The 13,907-nt window shown below is 58.6% G+C and carries 14 protein-coding genes; 7 read left to right on the forward strand and 7 right to left on the reverse strand.

Translation table 11 applies throughout. The features are described from left to right. The first annotated feature begins 8 nt into the window (after positions 1 to 8). The 5 genes from RE428_RS07140 to RE428_RS07160 all read left to right on the forward strand — a co-directional run bounded on the left by RE428_RS07140 (position 9) and on the right by RE428_RS07160 (position 3,283). Positions 9 to 317: a hypothetical protein gene (locus tag RE428_RS07140; RefSeq protein WP_004581300.1), complete on the forward strand. Its 309-nt coding sequence runs from the start codon at positions 9 to 11 to the stop codon at positions 315 to 317. A gap of 188 nt (positions 318 to 505) precedes the next feature. Beyond that, positions 506 to 1,189: a MotA/TolQ/ExbB proton channel family protein gene (locus RE428_RS07145; RefSeq protein ID WP_004581301.1), complete on the forward strand. Its 684-nt coding sequence runs from the start codon at positions 506 to 508 to the stop codon at positions 1,187 to 1,189. A 40-nt stretch (positions 1,190 to 1,229) separates the two neighbouring features. Next, positions 1,230 to 1,724, forward strand: coding sequence for an ExbD/TolR family protein (locus tag RE428_RS07150; protein WP_004581302.1), 495 nt, complete (start codon positions 1,230 to 1,232; stop codon positions 1,722 to 1,724). 54 nt (positions 1,725 to 1,778) lie between these two features. Then, positions 1,779 to 2,282, forward strand: a complete 504-nt coding sequence (locus RE428_RS07155) for an ExbD/TolR family protein (protein ID WP_004581303.1) — start codon at positions 1,779 to 1,781, stop codon at positions 2,280 to 2,282. Further along, entirely contained in the window at positions 2,279 to 3,283 is a 1,005-nt protein-coding gene (locus tag RE428_RS07160) for an AgmX/PglI C-terminal domain-containing protein (protein WP_004581304.1), read from the forward strand. The genes RE428_RS07155 and RE428_RS07160 overlap by 4 nt, the downstream gene beginning before the upstream one ends. A gap of 278 nt (positions 3,284 to 3,561) precedes the next feature. On the opposite strand, the gene RE428_RS07165 is transcribed toward RE428_RS07160, so the two are convergent. The 5 genes from RE428_RS07165 to RE428_RS07185 form a co-directional block, all read right to left on the reverse strand. Continuing rightward, the gene (locus RE428_RS07165) at positions 3,562 to 4,968 is read right to left on the reverse strand and encodes a sodium-dependent transporter (protein WP_004581305.1); all 1,407 of its coding nucleotides are present in this window, start codon (positions 4,966 to 4,968) and stop codon (positions 3,562 to 3,564) included. Between the two features lie 166 nt (positions 4,969 to 5,134). Further along, a complete protein-coding gene (locus RE428_RS07170; RefSeq protein WP_004581306.1) occupies positions 5,135 to 6,235 on the reverse strand; it encodes a Glu/Leu/Phe/Val family dehydrogenase in 1,101 nt (366 codons plus the stop codon). Positions 6,236 to 6,997: 762 nt separating this feature from the next. Next, positions 6,998 to 8,041, reverse strand: a complete 1,044-nt coding sequence (locus RE428_RS07175) for a TRAP transporter substrate-binding protein (RefSeq protein ID WP_004581307.1) — start codon at positions 8,039 to 8,041, stop codon at positions 6,998 to 7,000. A 111-nt stretch (positions 8,042 to 8,152) separates the two neighbouring features. Further along, positions 8,153 to 9,475 carry a TRAP transporter large permease gene (locus tag RE428_RS07180; RefSeq protein ID WP_004581308.1) on the reverse strand — a complete coding sequence of 441 codons (1,323 nt, stop codon included), beginning with the start codon at positions 9,473 to 9,475 and terminating at the stop codon, positions 8,153 to 8,155. Continuing rightward, positions 9,475 to 9,981: a TRAP transporter small permease subunit gene (locus tag RE428_RS07185; RefSeq protein WP_004581309.1), complete on the reverse strand. Its 507-nt coding sequence runs from the start codon at positions 9,979 to 9,981 to the stop codon at positions 9,475 to 9,477. Before RE428_RS07185 ends, RE428_RS07180 begins: the two co-directional genes overlap by 1 nt. Positions 9,982 to 10,300: 319 nt before the next feature. Between RE428_RS07185 and RE428_RS07190 the strand changes: the two genes are divergently transcribed. After that, positions 10,301 to 11,074, forward strand: a complete 774-nt coding sequence (locus RE428_RS07190) for a sulfite exporter TauE/SafE family protein (RefSeq protein WP_004581310.1) — start codon at positions 10,301 to 10,303, stop codon at positions 11,072 to 11,074. Positions 11,075 to 11,116: 42 nt separating this feature from the next. Here the strand turns inward: RE428_RS07190 and RE428_RS07195 are convergent, their stop codons facing one another. Next, positions 11,117 to 11,899: a substrate-binding periplasmic protein gene (locus RE428_RS07195; protein WP_040882568.1), complete on the reverse strand. Its 783-nt coding sequence runs from the start codon at positions 11,897 to 11,899 to the stop codon at positions 11,117 to 11,119. Positions 11,900 to 12,042: 143 nt separating this feature from the next. Between RE428_RS07195 and RE428_RS07200 the strand changes: the two genes are divergently transcribed. Further along, positions 12,043 to 12,837, forward strand: coding sequence for an SDR family NAD(P)-dependent oxidoreductase (locus RE428_RS07200; RefSeq protein WP_004581312.1), 795 nt, complete (start codon positions 12,043 to 12,045; stop codon positions 12,835 to 12,837). A gap of 19 nt (positions 12,838 to 12,856) precedes the next feature. On the opposite strand, the gene RE428_RS07205 is transcribed toward RE428_RS07200, so the two are convergent. Next, a complete protein-coding gene (locus RE428_RS07205; protein ID WP_004581313.1) occupies positions 12,857 to 13,819 on the reverse strand; it encodes a nucleoside recognition domain-containing protein in 963 nt (320 codons plus the stop codon). Between the last annotated feature and the right edge of the window lie 88 nt (positions 13,820 to 13,907).

The following is a 13,907-nucleotide window of genomic DNA, read 5'->3' on the forward strand; positions in this document are numbered from 1 at the left end:
ACCCGTTTATGTTGCGTCCGCTATCCCTTTGTTTGTTGGCTATCTCCTGTTCGTGGACGGCCACGGCGTCTGCGCAAGAGAACGAAATCATCACGATCGATGGCGCCATGATTCGCGGCGACCAGGAAATGCCTACCGTGATGTATCTGGTGCCCTGGCAGCCGCCGGCTATCGAGGCGCTGGAGCAGCCTACGGAGCGGCTGATGCTCGAACGTACCTTTGTACCGTTGGAGCGTGCTCAGTTCCGGCGCATGCTGGACTACCATGATCGCTTCGTGGCCCAGTTCGAAGAGGGCGATAGCGAGGAAGTTGAATAGTGTGATCGGCGTCACAAATCACTTGCGGCGCATTCGGTGGCACAACAATTCACAACATTTGCTTGCGCAATCTTACCGCGAGTGCAGTTGAATACTGATCTAATTGAAGAAATTAAGGAACCTCCCGTTGAGTCTTCAGGAGGTTCTCCGAGTGACCTCAAAAACTAGCAAGCTGGAGTGCTTCTCAGATGATCGAAACCGCCGTTCGCTTTTTCCAGGAAGGTGGCTTTTTTATGTATCCGATTTCCATTGTCCTGGTGATCGGTCTCATTGTTGCCATCGAACGCTATGTCTACCTGACTGCCCAGAAGCATTCCAACCGGAAGGACTTCCAGCGCTTGCACCACATGCTTGCCAACCGTGATGTGAGGGGGGCCGTGAAGTATGCTTCCGAGTCCGGCAGTGCGATGGCCAACATGATCGGTGCCGGCCTTCAGCGTCTTGTGCGCCGCCAGTCTCGCGAAGACATCGAGTACGCCATGGAGGAAGGGCTGCTGGAAGTCATGCCTCGGCTGGAAAAGCGCACCCAGTACCTGTCCACCCTGGCCAACGTATCCACGCTGCTGGGCCTGCTGGGCACCATCATCGGCCTGATCGCCGCCTTTACCGCAGTGGCGTCCGCCGATCCGGCCGAGAAAGCCAGCCTCCTGTCCCAGAGTATTTCAGTGGCGATGAACACCACGGCCTTTGGCCTGATGTCCGCCATTCCGCTGCTGCTGGTCCATTCCCTGCTGCAGACCAAGACCAACGAAATCGTCGACAGCTTCGAGATGGCCGGCGTGAAGGTGCTTAACCTGGTCAGCGACGGCAAGGCCGCGGCACCAGCAGCCGCCGCTACGGCGGCCCCGAATAAAGCTGGCTCCCCGGCTTGATGATCGACGCGGATACCCAGGTTAAACAGGAGCCCGCAGCATGAGGCGTAAACACCGTCGCCTGAAAAGCGACACCGATCTGGACATCACCGCGTTCATGAACCTGATGATCGTGCTGGTACCGGTCCTGCTGCTCAACATGGTCTTTGCCCACACCAGTGTGTTGGAGCTGAACTTTCCCGAAACCTCCGGCGGTGCCGACCAGGCGGAGGAGCTACAGCTCCAGGTCATCATCCTCGACGAGGAATTGGTGGTTTCCGACAACAAGGGTGGCGTGATCAAGCGAATTCCAGACAAGGAAGGCGATCACGACTTCGAGTTGCTCGGACAGGTGATGAAGGACATCAAGGCGCGGGTGCCGGAGAAGAAAGACATCGTAATCATGGCGCGCAAGCAGACGTCCTACCAGAACCTCGTGACCGTGATGGATACGGTGCGCTCGTATGAAGCCGTGGTGGCCGGCAGCGTTGTCGATGCTGAATTGTTCCCGGACATTTCCATCGGCGATGCGCCGGAAACGATAAGTGAATCCTGACAGCCGGCTTGCCAACGAGAGGCCTGCCAGGAAACACGGATCAAGGGATAGGGCATGAAAGAATCAGCCAAGGCAAAACGCCTGAAAAGGCATCAGAGACGAGGCAAACAGCAAAGCAAGCTGAACCTCGTTTCGTTGATGGATATTTTCACCATCCTCGTTTTCTTCCTGATGGTGAACTCCTCCAGCGACGTCCAGGTGATAAATCCGGATAAGGGCATCCAGTTGCCTGTGTCCAGCGCGGACACGCCGCCGGATGAAACCCTGGCACTGACGGTAACCGACCAGGACATCATCGTAAGCGGGCGCCCGGTGCTCAAGCGGGATGCGCTGCTGCGCTTCGAGGGTGAAATCGAGCCTTCACTGAAGCAGGAGCTCGACTACCAGGCCCAGCGTGCCGGCACCCCGCCGCCGGAGACCGGCCGGCCTATCACGATAGTGGCGGACCGTGAGCTGCCTTATGAGCTGCTCAAGAAGATCATGTCCACCTGCGTCGAGGCGGGTTACGCGAGCATTTCCCTGGCGGTCAGCCAGGATGCGAAGCAGGGGGCCGGATGAGTACTGCAACCTATCGGGGCGGAATCTATCAGGGCGGCCTGCCGTGGAGCGACGAACCGGGTGAAAAACGACGGTTAAGGCTGGTTGCCGTCCTGCTGTTGCCGCTGTTCCTGGTGGTCGCCGGCTACATCACCTGGGTGGAATTGCCGGAACAGGCCCGCGAAGAACGTGAGGCGCTCCCGCCGCAGCTGGCCAAGCTGATCCTCGAGAAGAAGGATCCCCCCAAACCGATCATCAAGCCTGAGGAAAAGAAGCCGGAGCCGGAGAAGCCCAAACCGGAACCGGAAGTGGCGAAGCCTGAACCCAAGCCGGTTCCCAAGCCGGAGCCGGTGAAGCCCAAGCCAGAGCCGAAGATCGTCAAGAAGCCAGAGCCCACGCCAACCGAAGTCCAGCAGGCGCGGGACAAAGCCAAGCAGACCGGCGTATTGGCGATGAGCAAGGAACTGTCCAAGCTCAGTTCACTGGCGGATACGGTCAAGCTGGATACACCGAATACCGTCACGGCCAAGCCGATCGCTCGCAAGAGCACGGACAAGCTGGCTGCCAAGGCGGCTACTACCCGCAGCGAGGGTGTCGACGAGGCCCAGCTCAGCCAGGAAACCCAGCAGCTTGCCCTGGCCCAGCGTCAGCAGACCGAAGTCCGTCAGCAGGAGCAGGTGGCCGCTGCAGTCGAAGCGGAAGAGAAAGCCGCAGCCCGCAATGACAATGCCCAGCGCTCGCGGGAAGAACTACGCCGGACGATGGACGCCAACAAGTCGGCGATCTATAGCATCTATAACCGTGCCCTGCGCAAACAGCCTTCGCTGCAGGGGCAGATCACCCCCGAATTGGTGATCGAGGCGAGCGGTGCGGTGTCCAGCTGCTCGGTGGTGGAATCGACGCTCAACGAACCGGACCTGGAACAGAAGATCTGCAACCGCCTGCGGCTCGTGAACTTTGGTTCCAAACCGGGGGTGGAGCAGACGACGATCCGGTATCCGATCGAGTTGTTGTCGGGTTGAGGTTTGGTTTTGATAATCGAGGGGCCGGTCAGGCCCCTTTTTTGTTGCAGGAAGGGGCATATATCGAGTCCGCCCCCAAGCCAATGCAGGTCGGGTTCACCCAAGGGCGTAAAAAGCGAAGCGTAACCCTACAAACCGGTCGTAATTGCGGGATTTAGGTGCCACCAGGCAGCCTGATGTCGGGTTACGCGTTGCCAACCTGACATACGTTTCAATGTCCGGAAAACAAGAAAGGGCGCGATCTTACGAACGCGCCCTTTCTGTTCTTACCGGCTAAATCAAAGCAGGTTATAGATAAACACCGCACCCACCGCGATCGGTGTGAAGTACCGCAGGGTGCCGTACCAAACCTTGAACACGCCGGGCGATGTGGCCAACTCGGTCTGCAGCGCTTCCCGCGACATGAACCAGCCTGCAAATACGGCGACCAGCAAACCACCCAGCGGAAGCAGGATGTTGGCTGTCAGGAAGTCCAGCAGGTCAAAGATGGTTTTGCCCTCGAACATGCTGAACATGCCCAGCGGTGTGATGTCGGACCAGACATTCAGCGACAGGATCGAGGCAATACCCAGTGCCCAACAGGCAATACCAGCGCCCAGGGTGGAGATCGTCCGGTTCATGCCTTTTTGCTCTTCCAGCCATTCCACCAGCGGTTCCAGCAGGGAAATGCCGGAGGTCCAGGCAGCAAAGATCAGCAGGACGAAGAACAGCGTACCGAAGAAACTTCCCATGGGCATGTTGCCGAAGGCCAGCGGCAGGGTCTGGAAGATGAGGCCCGGACCGGCGCCCGGCTCGAGACCGTTGGAAAAGACAATCGGGAAAATGGCCAGACCTGCCGTTAGGGCCACGACGGTATCGATGATGGAAACCGTAATCGCCGTCTTGGCGATGGAGACGTTCTTCGGCAGATAGGAGCCGTAGGCCATCATCACCGCCATGCCCAGACTCAGGGTAAAGAAGGCATGACCCAGGGCGACAAGGACACCCGCGGTACTGAGGCTGGAGAAATTAGGCGCAAACAGGAAGCTTGCCGCCTGTCCGAAGGAGCCGGTGGTCATGGCATAACCCACCACAATCAGCAGCAGAATAAATAGCGCGGGCATAAGGAAAGTCACCGCGCGTTCGAGGCCGGACTTAACGCCCCGTGCGACGACTATCATGACCAGTGCCATAAAGACCGTATGCCAGAGCAGCAGGGTGGCAGGGTCGCCCAGCAAACCGGAGAAAATGGCGCCGATAGCTTCCTCGGATTGGCCGGTCAGACCGCCTGTTGCTGCCGTACCCACGTAGGACACCGCCCAGCCGCCGATCACCGAATAGAACGAAAGGATCAGGAAAGCGGCCAGTACACCCACCGCACCAACGAGGGGCCAGGCTTTCGAGAGGCGGTCGTTCTGCGCGATCAATCGCAGGCTGTTGATCGGGCTATGACCGCCGCGCCGGCCGATCAGTACCTCGGCCATCATGATGGGAATCCCGATGGCGGCGATACACACCAGGTAAACCACGACAAAGGCGCCACCGCCATTTTCACCGGTGATGTAGGGGAATTTCCAGATGTTGCCCAGGCCGACCGCAGAGCCGGTCGCAGCCAGGATAAAGGCAAGGCGTGACGACCATAGGCCGCGGTTTGCTGTTGATCCTTCCATAACGCCCCCTGTGGTGGCGGAAGAAGAAGATGACATAACTATAGTCTCCTGCGAAAAACATTGTTGTTGTGGGCGAACCCCGAACACCTCAGTTCTTATCGTCGCTACCTGCGCTTCGACGCGGCGGTGTCTTTGTCAGTGGGCTCCCAGGGGACCGAGGCCAGGATACAGCCCCGGCCTCATCAACGGCTAACTCAATGTTTCAGCCCACCTGTGCCAGTTTCCTGGCCGTGTGCTGACGTTGAGCGGGGATATGGCGGAAACGCTCCTCCGCCAGAAGGTTGGCGATGGTACCCGTTGGAAGGCCCTCGCGGCTAGCGCGCGTAAAGATTTCATCCAGGGTGGTGGCGATGGACTCCACATGGGCGCGAACCTTGTGGTGGTCATGGTCCGTGCGTTCGTGGAAGACATCGATGATGCCACCTGCATTGATGACGAAATCAGGCGCGTACAGGATGCCGCGCTTCTGCAGCGCCGCATCGTGTTCGGGACGTTCGAGCTGGTTGTTGGCCGCACCGGCCACAACCCTGGCCTGGATCCTGGGAATCGAGCTGTCGTTAAGCACCGCACCCAGGGCGCAGGGGGCAACGACGTCTACCGGCAACGTCAGGATTTCCTCAGCAGATACGGGCGTAGCGCCCAGTTCGTCCACTGCGCGGTCCATCTGGTCCTTATGGATGTCGTAGACCCAGAGTTTGGCGCCCGCATCCTTGAGGTGGCGAGCCAGACGGTAGCCAACGTTGCCGATGCCCTGCACCGCAACCTTGAGTCCTTCCAGGTCCGAGCGCCCAAGGCCGTGTTTCACCGCCATACGCAGCCCGACATAGGTGCCATAGGCGGTGGCGGGGGAGGGGTCCCCGTTGCTTGGCAGTCCGTCGAAGCCCAAGTGCTCCTTGATACCCGCCACGTGGGCGGTATGACGGCCCATGACTTTCAGGTCAGGCACGCTGGTGCCGGAATCTTCGGCGGCGATGTACTGGCCGCCCAGTTGTTCGAGGAAGCGCCCCATGGATTCCATCAGCGCTTCCGTCTTGTGTTTGCGCGGATCGCCAATGATGACGGACTTGCCGCCGCCCAGGTCGAGGTTGGCCAGGGCGGACTTGTAGGTCATGCCTCGGGACAGGCGCAGTACATCGCGCAAGGCTTCCTCATCAGAGGCGTAGGGAAACATGCGGCAACCGCCGAGAGCCGGGCCACGCGAGGTGTTGTGAATAGCAATGATAGCCTTCAGGCCGGTTTCGGGATCGCAGAAGAAGGACAGGTGTTCGTGGTTGTCGAACTCGGGATGGCTGAATACGTTCATGGCGTTTCACCTTCTGTTCGGGCCACCTGTACCCTTGTGGGGCGGACAGGGGGCAACGGTCTTTTGAGCGGGTGCGGGATTACCGTCCAACTCATCTAAAGTTTAGTACGGCTGAGTCCGTAGGAGTTCAGACCTCCAGACTCAAGGTGTAGTAACACCGCAAGCCGTTAGGCTGATCGCACGACGGGAACCGGATAGGGTGTGTCGGGCTCGATCTCAATCTCACGAATTAAGGCTCTGAATGTCAGGAACCGGGTAACGTGTCCGACGTATTGTCCGGACAGGATCGGCAAGTCGTCTCAGGTGATGGCGAGTCGGTCGATCGGCAAGGTGATCGGGTAGAACTGGGAGGTATAAGAGAAAGCGTGGACTTGGCCTGCGACAGGCACAGTCCCGCCAAGGGTGCGGTTTGCATATTCATCTTGAAATCCTGTCCACGTCGCCGGATCTCGGCCTCGGTGGTGATCTTGTTTTTGTTAACCGGCGGTGACCGGTAGTTCGATTTCAGTGTTCAACACGGCCCTTGTGGGGCGTCGAACAGGCACTAACCTAGAGGGTTCCACAGACGCCGTCAATGCTTAAAACCTGAGCAGGTTTTCATAGTAGGCGACCACCACGCTCCAGGGATGAGTGCAAATTGCAATAAATCGTGGTATCACCGGATGTTAGTGGTCGACGAAGAAAAAGGCACCGCAAGCGATGCCTTTTCGATGTCGACCAATGGCTGCCGCTCAGGTGAGGCGACATCCACCGAAACGACGATCAGGTATAACGATAGGGACGTCCCGCTTTTTCCATCTTCTCGTTGTACTCCTTGAGGATCTTGACCACCCGAGCCTTGGTCTCCGACTGCTCGGCGATCTCGTCCCAGAATATCCTTGCGGCCTTTTCCACCTCCGCCCATTCGGCGTCCGGTATGGTGGTCAGTTCCATCTTCTGGCCCTCGGTGCGCAGACGCGCTTCGCCACCCCAATACCACCACTGACGGTAGTAGTGGGAACTGTCCATAGTCACCTTGAGCAGTTCCTTCATGCGATCCGGCAACTTGTTGTAGCTGTCCATGTTGGCAAAGAAGGAGCCCGCCCAGGCGCCTGAGATGTTATTGGTGAGGAAGTAGTTGGTCACATCCGCCCAGCCCACGGTGTAGTCCTCGGTAATGCCGGACCAGGCGATGCCGTCCAGTTCGCCGGTTTGTACGGCGACCTCGATATCTTCCCAGGGAAGCGCCACCGGCACTACGCCGAATTGACTCATAAAGCGACCGGCGGTGGGAAACGTGAATACCCGTTTGCCTTTAAGGTCGTCCAGGCTGCGGATCGGTTCCTTGGTGGCGAAATGGCAAGGGTCCCAGGCACCTGCAGAGAGGTGTTTCACACCCACCTTGGAATATTCTTCATCCCAAATTTCACCCAGGCCGTAGTCGTTGAACAGTACCGGCACATCAAGTGAATAACGGCTGGCAAAGGGGAAATAACCACCGAACACGGTCACCTCGGTCGGTGAGGCCATGGAATCGTCATCGGACTGCACGGCGTCGATGGTGCCTTTCTGCAGCGCCCGGAACAGTTCGCTGGTGGGCACGAGCTGGTCGGCGAAATACAGTTCGATCTGCATCTCGTCACCGGCAATCCGGTTGAAGCTTTCGACGGCCGGTTTGATGACGTGTTCTGCCAAAGCCGGGCCGGCATAGGTCTGCATGCGCCATTTGATCTTGGGGTTGGCGGCATAGAGTCTGGGCGGTGTCAGTGTGGCGGCGCCGACGGCCATGGCGGCTGCGGATGCGAGAAAATGGCGTCTTGTGGTCATGGTGTTCTCCTTTGCACAGGCGTTTTTTGTGGAAGGCAGAGCCTTCCGGTTTAAAACTCACAAGTTTCTCTTCATGTTCAGCCGGCCTCGGGTGCCGGTCGGCTTTGCGGGTCATTTGCCATAGACGGTTTCCGGCAGCCATAGGGCGATCTGTGGGAACGCCATGATCAGGGCAAGGGCCAGCACCATCACGCACACGAACGGCAGGATCGAGCCGTAGATATCCCGCAGTGTGATTTCGGGTGGTGCCATGGCACGCATCAGGAACAGGTTGTAGCCGAAGGGCGGCGTCATATAGGCAATTTGGGTCGTGATGGTGTAGAGCACGCCGTACCAGATCAGGTCGAAGCCCAGGGCCTGGACCAGTGGCACATAGAGCGGTGCAACGATCACCAGCATGGCGGTGTCGTCCAGGAAGGTGCCCATCACCAGGAACGACAGCTGCATCAGGATGAGGATCATCCACGGGCTGAGCCCCATCTGCTCGGTAAACAGGTTCTCGATAGCCTGCACGGCTCCCAGGCCGTCGAATACGGCACCGAATCCCAGGGCGGCGAGGATGATCCACATGAACATACAGGTGATGCCCAGGGTCTGGCGCACCGAGTTCTCGAATACTTCACGGTTCATGCGGCGCTTGATGATGGCCGCGAGCAATGCGGCCATGGCCCCGACGGCAGAACTCTCCACCAGGCTGGTCCAGCCATTGATGAACGGGATCATCATGACCGCGAAAATCACGATAGGGAGAATGCCGGCACGCAGCAGGCGGAGCTTTTCCGCAGTGCTGACGTTGCGCTCCTCTTTTGGAAGCACAGGGCCCAAATCCGGCTGCAGGCGGCAGCGAATAGCGATGTATAGGATGAACATGGTTGCCATGATCAGGCCGGGAATCACGCCGGCCAGCCAGAGTTGGCCGACCGGCTGGCGGGCGATCATGGCGTAGAGCACGAGCACCACCGAAGGCGGTACAAGGATGCCGAGGGACGAGCCGGCCTGGATCACGCCGGTCACCATTTTCTTGTCATAGCCCCGGCGCAGTAGTTCCGGCAGGGCAATGGTGGCGCCTATGGCCATGCCGGCCACGGAAAGCCCGTTCATCGCCGAGACCAGCACCATCAGCCCGATGGTGCCAATGGCCAGCCCGCCATGAATCGGTCCCATCCAGACGTGGAACATGCGGTAGAGGTCGTCGGCAATCTTGGACTCTGACAGGATGTAGCCCATGAAAATGAACATCGGCAGCGTCAGCAGCGGGTACCAGTTCATCAGTTTCATGGCGGCCGAGAAGGGAATATCCGATCCTCCGGTTCCCCACAGTGCCAGGGCGGCTGCGGCGGCAACCGCGCCAATCGCGGCGAATACCCGCTGGCCGGTCATCAGCATGAGCATCATCGAGCCGAACATGGCGGCAGCAATCATTTCGTAGGACATCAGAGTGCTTCTCCCCGGATCCGTGCAATATCTTTGAAGAATTCGGAAAACGCCTGCAGCAGCATCAGGAAGAAACCGACACACATGGCCACCTTGATCGGCCAGAGGTAGGGCCGCCAGGCTGTGCGGGTGCGTTCGCCGTATTCCAGGGAGTAGCTGGTGCTGTCGATGGCGCCGTAGAGCAGCACGCCAAGGTAGAAGATCAGGAAGAAGATGGTAAAGGCGTCGAACCACGCCTTCCTGCGGTCGGACCATTCACCGTAGAACAGGTCCATGCGAACGTTCGACCCCATCTGGATCGAGTAGGGGCCGCCAAGTACGTAGTAGGCCACCATCGCGAACTGGGCAGCTTCCAGGGTCCAGAGCGAGGGCATGAAGAAGGTCTTTGAGATCGACGACCACAACAGGATCGCCACCATGACGAAAACGCCGTACATCACGGTCCGGCCGATCCGGTAGTTCACCGCATCGACGACCCGCACGTACCCGGCAATGATTCTCGGCATTCAGGTCCCTCTGGTTCTGGAGCGTCCCATTACGCTCGAGGGAGGCGATTGCAACTTCTGTACCTATTTGAATACCGGTGGGAAATAGCATGGGGTAGGGCTGATCGATGCGGGTACATGAGCACCGTTCGCCGCCGGCGTTAGCTCAAAATGTGTGCAGCCTGTTGGGCGGGGCGTCATATTGGAGCACGGCAAGGTTCGTGTTGAGGCAGGGCATTGATTCCACTTGGGTCGAGTACCAATCGGTGAACGAGACGATTACACTCGTCGTCTTTCCAATCCTTTGATTTCCCATCATCTGTACTAACGCCGGGATGCCATGGCTGACTTGTCGCTCGTCCAATACGTCCTTATTGGCCTGATCTTTATCTGGAGTGGTTTCGTCCGTTCCGGGCTGGGATTCGGTGGTGCGGTGCTGTCGCTGCCGTTCCTGCTGCTGGTCCACAACGATCCGCTGGTTTACTTGCCGATCATTGCGGTCCACCTGCTGGTCTTCTCGGCGCTGACCATCGCCATGAACAACCGCAAGAGCAAGGCGGACACCAAACCGGAGGGCGGTACCGTCGACTGGCCCTACCTCTGGCGCATCCTGGGCATCATGATCGTGCCCAAACTGATTGGTGTATTTGGCCTGATCACCCTGCCGGCACAGATCATGAGCGTCATTATCTTCGGCATCGTGTCAGTGTATTCGCTGTCCTATATCTTCAACCGGCCGTTTCGCAGCAACAGTAAGGTGGTGGATACCATCTTCCTGATGCTGGGCGGCTATATCAGCGGCACCTCCCTGATTGGCGCGCCGCTGATCATCGCGGTGGTCGCCCAGCAGCTACCGAAGGAGAAGCTGCGGGATACGTTATTTGCACTCTGGTTTATCCTGGTCACAATCAAGATGGCAGCATTCATTGCCGTCGGTGTGGACCTTCAGCTTATCCATCACCTCTGGTTGTTACCCTGTGCGGCGATCGGCCATGTGATTGGCCTGAAGTTCCACGACCACATGCTCAAATCGGAAACACCGGTCTTTTTCCGGCTGCTCGGATGTGTGCTCCTGCTGATCAGCTGCGTCGGGTTGTGGAATGGGCTGGCGTGATCTCGGAAGCTTTGGCTCGCCTGGCCTGCTACACCGCTCGAACTAGGGTTCGATCTTGCCTTCGTCAGGCCAGTCCAGCAGGTTGATATAGGGTTTGTAGATTTTCTTCGCATCGACCCGTTCTGCGGCCGCATTGAGGCGTTTCAGCAAGGCATCGTTATCCTTGCGTACCGCAAACCCTGCGTCGATCTGTCTGACCAGCCGGTAGTAGACCGGCTGCCTGGCCTGGTGACGCAACTGGGTGACCACCGACATCCTCTCGAATACCACCGTATGCACGCGTCCTGCGAGCATCATGTTAACGATCCGCGTCAGTGATGCCTCCACGAACCGGTCACGAGAGACGTCGGTCAGGTCCGCGATAAAGGCGGAGTTGCCGAAAGGCGTACCGATCAGCTCCATATAACCCGCTTCGAAAGCCAGCTCGCCGGGCGTGAGCGCAAAGGCGTCCATTTTCGTGGGTACGCGATGGTCGAGCTCCGCCGCGTAATCGTAGAAGCGGTCGGTTTCGAGCTTGTAGGGGGTATGGCCAATCAGGTCGACCTGTTCGGTCATCAAGGCTACTTTCGCCCGGCTGTAGGGCATGATGCGAATACGCAGTTCCATACCCGCCTCATCGGCAACCGCCTGTAACCATTCGACGCTGTAGCCGGTACGGTTTTCCTCGATCAGGGGCGGGAAGAGCTCGAGGCCGACGGTCAGCACGGGTTTGTTTGCTGCCGTGGCTGCGTGTCCCAGGAATAGGGAGGACGACAGAAGTACAAGAACGATTAGCCAGCGCCGAAGAGGCGTTGCATTCGTTAGCGTAGCCATATGGAAAAGCATAGCAGTATCCGGGCATCCCCATGTGAACCAGCGTTAATATTTCGGTGGACCATCAGGTCGGTCCGAAATGGTAGGCTCAAGCGAAAGCCATGTTCTAAATTCATGCCCATGGATGCCATTCAAGCTACGTAAGGAGACAGGTCATGCACATCAGCCTGAAGGGAAAGACAGCATTATTGACCGGATCAACCAAGGGAATTGGCTTCGCCGCAGCGAAGGGCCTGGCTGAAGCAGGCGCAGCGGTAGTCGTGAATGGGCGCACCCAGGAGGCTGTCGACAAGGCCGTCTCGTCGATTCGCGAATCAGTCTCCGGCGCCGATGTCAAAGGCGTGGCGGCCAACGCTGGAACGGCCGACGGCTGCAATGCCATCTTCGATGCCGTGCCTGACTGCGACATCCTGGTGAACAACGTCGGTATCTTCGGTCCCAAGGACTTCTTCGAAATCACCGACGACGAGTGGCAGCAGATGTTCGACATCAATGTCATGTCCGGCGTCCGCCTGGCACGCGGCTACCTGCCAAAAATGAAGGATCGCGGGTGGGGCCGGGTGGTCTTCCTGTCCTCGGAATCCGGTCTCAACATGCCGCCTGAGATGCTGCATTACGGGTTCAGCAAGACCGCGGTTCTGGGGATCTCGCGCGGACTGGCGAAGATCATGTCGGCCACCGGTGTCACAGTGAATTCTGTACTGCCGGGGCCAACCCTCAGTGAGGGTGTCGCAAGCATGCTGCAGGACGATGTGAAGGAACGCGGTGTGTCACTGGAGGAAGCGGGCCGCGATTTCGTCAAGGCGCATCGTCCGTCCTCAATTCTCCAGCGCCCGGCGACCGTCGAGGAAGTGGCGAACATGATCATTTACGCCTGTTCCGAGCAGGCTTCGGCGACTACCGGTGCCGCACTTCGCGTCGATGGCGGCGTGGTGGATTCCATTGCCTGACGCCTGAGTAAACCGGAAATTAAGCGGCCGGACGTTCGTTCGGCCGTTCCGGCTGCGGTCGATCCGAAAGGGGCAGGCGAGCCAGGATGCCGATGATCAGGAAGGCAAACAGGATGCGTGCCCACAGGATGCCGGATAGGTCGGCGCCCAGTAGCATGACCAGCAGCGTATCCTCGATGAGACTGTGACAGAGTCCGAGAAACGCCAGGGTCAGGAAAGCATCCCGCGCGCTGAGACGGCCTGATTGGGCATCGCGAATCAGCAAGCCCCCACCGAAACTCAATCCCAGGGTAATACCGATAATCGTCGTGTTAGCGGCATCCTTACCGATACCGAGTAAACGCAACATGGGGTAGAGCAGGGCATGCAGCAACCGCTCGATGCCTACTGCTCGGAGGATGCGCAGCAGACTGATCAGCGCCAGTATCACGACAAAGATCGTCACCAGGGTCTGCAACTGCGCCCAGGCCCAGGCACTCAAGCTGGTATCGATCTGTTCCGGACGCCAGACCAGTTGATTCGCTTCCTGCAACCAACCGGTCCACTGGTAAACAAGGTTCAGCAGACTCCCCAGTACCAGTGCTCCACCCACTCTCAATAGCAGGGTCAGCCACCAGGGAACCCCCGCCTTGCGCGCGACCGCACCCTCGACCGGAAGGCCATGCCCCACCACCATCAAGGTGCCCAGCACCGTGACCTGTGCCACCGTCAGCGCCGAGTCGCCGGGCAGGTTGTAGAAGATGGCCATGCCCGTATAGATATTGGTGAGCAGGGTGGCGGCCCAGACGATGCTTAGTTCCTCGGGCAAACCCAGTAGCGACATCAGCGGAGCAAGCACGGTCGCCAGCCATTCCGTAAAACCGATCGATTCGAGGATCTTTACGATGATCAGGGCCGGTACCAGAAGCTTCAGAAGCGTCAGGTAGACGAGCCCGGTTTCCTGGAGGATGCTGGTGATCTGCGCGCGAAACTTGGCGGACATCGGAATACTCGCTGGCGAATCGAGCGCGCAGTTTATGTGGTTTCACGGCGTGAGGACAGGGCTTGAAAAATCGCCAGACAGCCCATAT

Origin of the sequence: Marinobacter nanhaiticus D15-8W, assembly GCF_036511935.1 — a bacterium.
GTDB classification, from domain to species: Bacteria; Pseudomonadota; Gammaproteobacteria; order Pseudomonadales; family Oleiphilaceae; genus Marinobacter_A; species Marinobacter_A nanhaiticus.

Excerpts from the sequence above, each read along its gene's own strand:
- RE428_RS07195 (WP_040882568.1), bottom strand. The coding sequence starts at position 11,899 with ATGCTTTTCCATATGGCTACGCTAACGAATGCAACGCCTCTTCGGCGC.
- RE428_RS07190 (WP_004581310.1), top strand. The coding sequence starts at position 10,301 with ATGGCTGACTTGTCGCTCGTCCAATACGTCCTTATTGGCCTGATCTTT.
- RE428_RS07170 (WP_004581306.1), bottom strand. The coding sequence starts at position 6,235 with ATGAACGTATTCAGCCATCCCGAGTTCGACAACCACGAACACCTGTCC.
- RE428_RS07185 (WP_004581309.1), bottom strand. The coding sequence starts at position 9,981 with ATGCCGAGAATCATTGCCGGGTACGTGCGGGTCGTCGATGCGGTGAAC.
- RE428_RS07180 (WP_004581308.1), bottom strand. The coding sequence starts at position 9,475 with ATGTCCTACGAAATGATTGCTGCCGCCATGTTCGGCTCGATGATGCTC.
- RE428_RS07145 (WP_004581301.1), top strand. The coding sequence starts at position 506 with ATGATCGAAACCGCCGTTCGCTTTTTCCAGGAAGGTGGCTTTTTTATG.
- RE428_RS07140 (WP_004581300.1), top strand. The coding sequence starts at position 9 with ATGTTGCGTCCGCTATCCCTTTGTTTGTTGGCTATCTCCTGTTCGTGG.
- RE428_RS07175 (WP_004581307.1), bottom strand. The coding sequence starts at position 8,041 with ATGACCACAAGACGCCATTTTCTCGCATCCGCAGCCGCCATGGCCGTC.
- RE428_RS07205 (WP_004581313.1), bottom strand. The coding sequence starts at position 13,819 with ATGTCCGCCAAGTTTCGCGCGCAGATCACCAGCATCCTCCAGGAAACC.
- RE428_RS07155 (WP_004581303.1), top strand. The coding sequence starts at position 1,779 with ATGAAAGAATCAGCCAAGGCAAAACGCCTGAAAAGGCATCAGAGACGA.
- RE428_RS07160 (WP_004581304.1), top strand. The coding sequence starts at position 2,279 with ATGAGTACTGCAACCTATCGGGGCGGAATCTATCAGGGCGGCCTGCCG.
- RE428_RS07165 (WP_004581305.1), bottom strand. The coding sequence starts at position 4,968 with ATGTCATCTTCTTCTTCCGCCACCACAGGGGGCGTTATGGAAGGATCA.
- RE428_RS07200 (WP_004581312.1), top strand. The coding sequence starts at position 12,043 with ATGCACATCAGCCTGAAGGGAAAGACAGCATTATTGACCGGATCAACC.
- RE428_RS07150 (WP_004581302.1), top strand. The coding sequence starts at position 1,230 with ATGAGGCGTAAACACCGTCGCCTGAAAAGCGACACCGATCTGGACATC.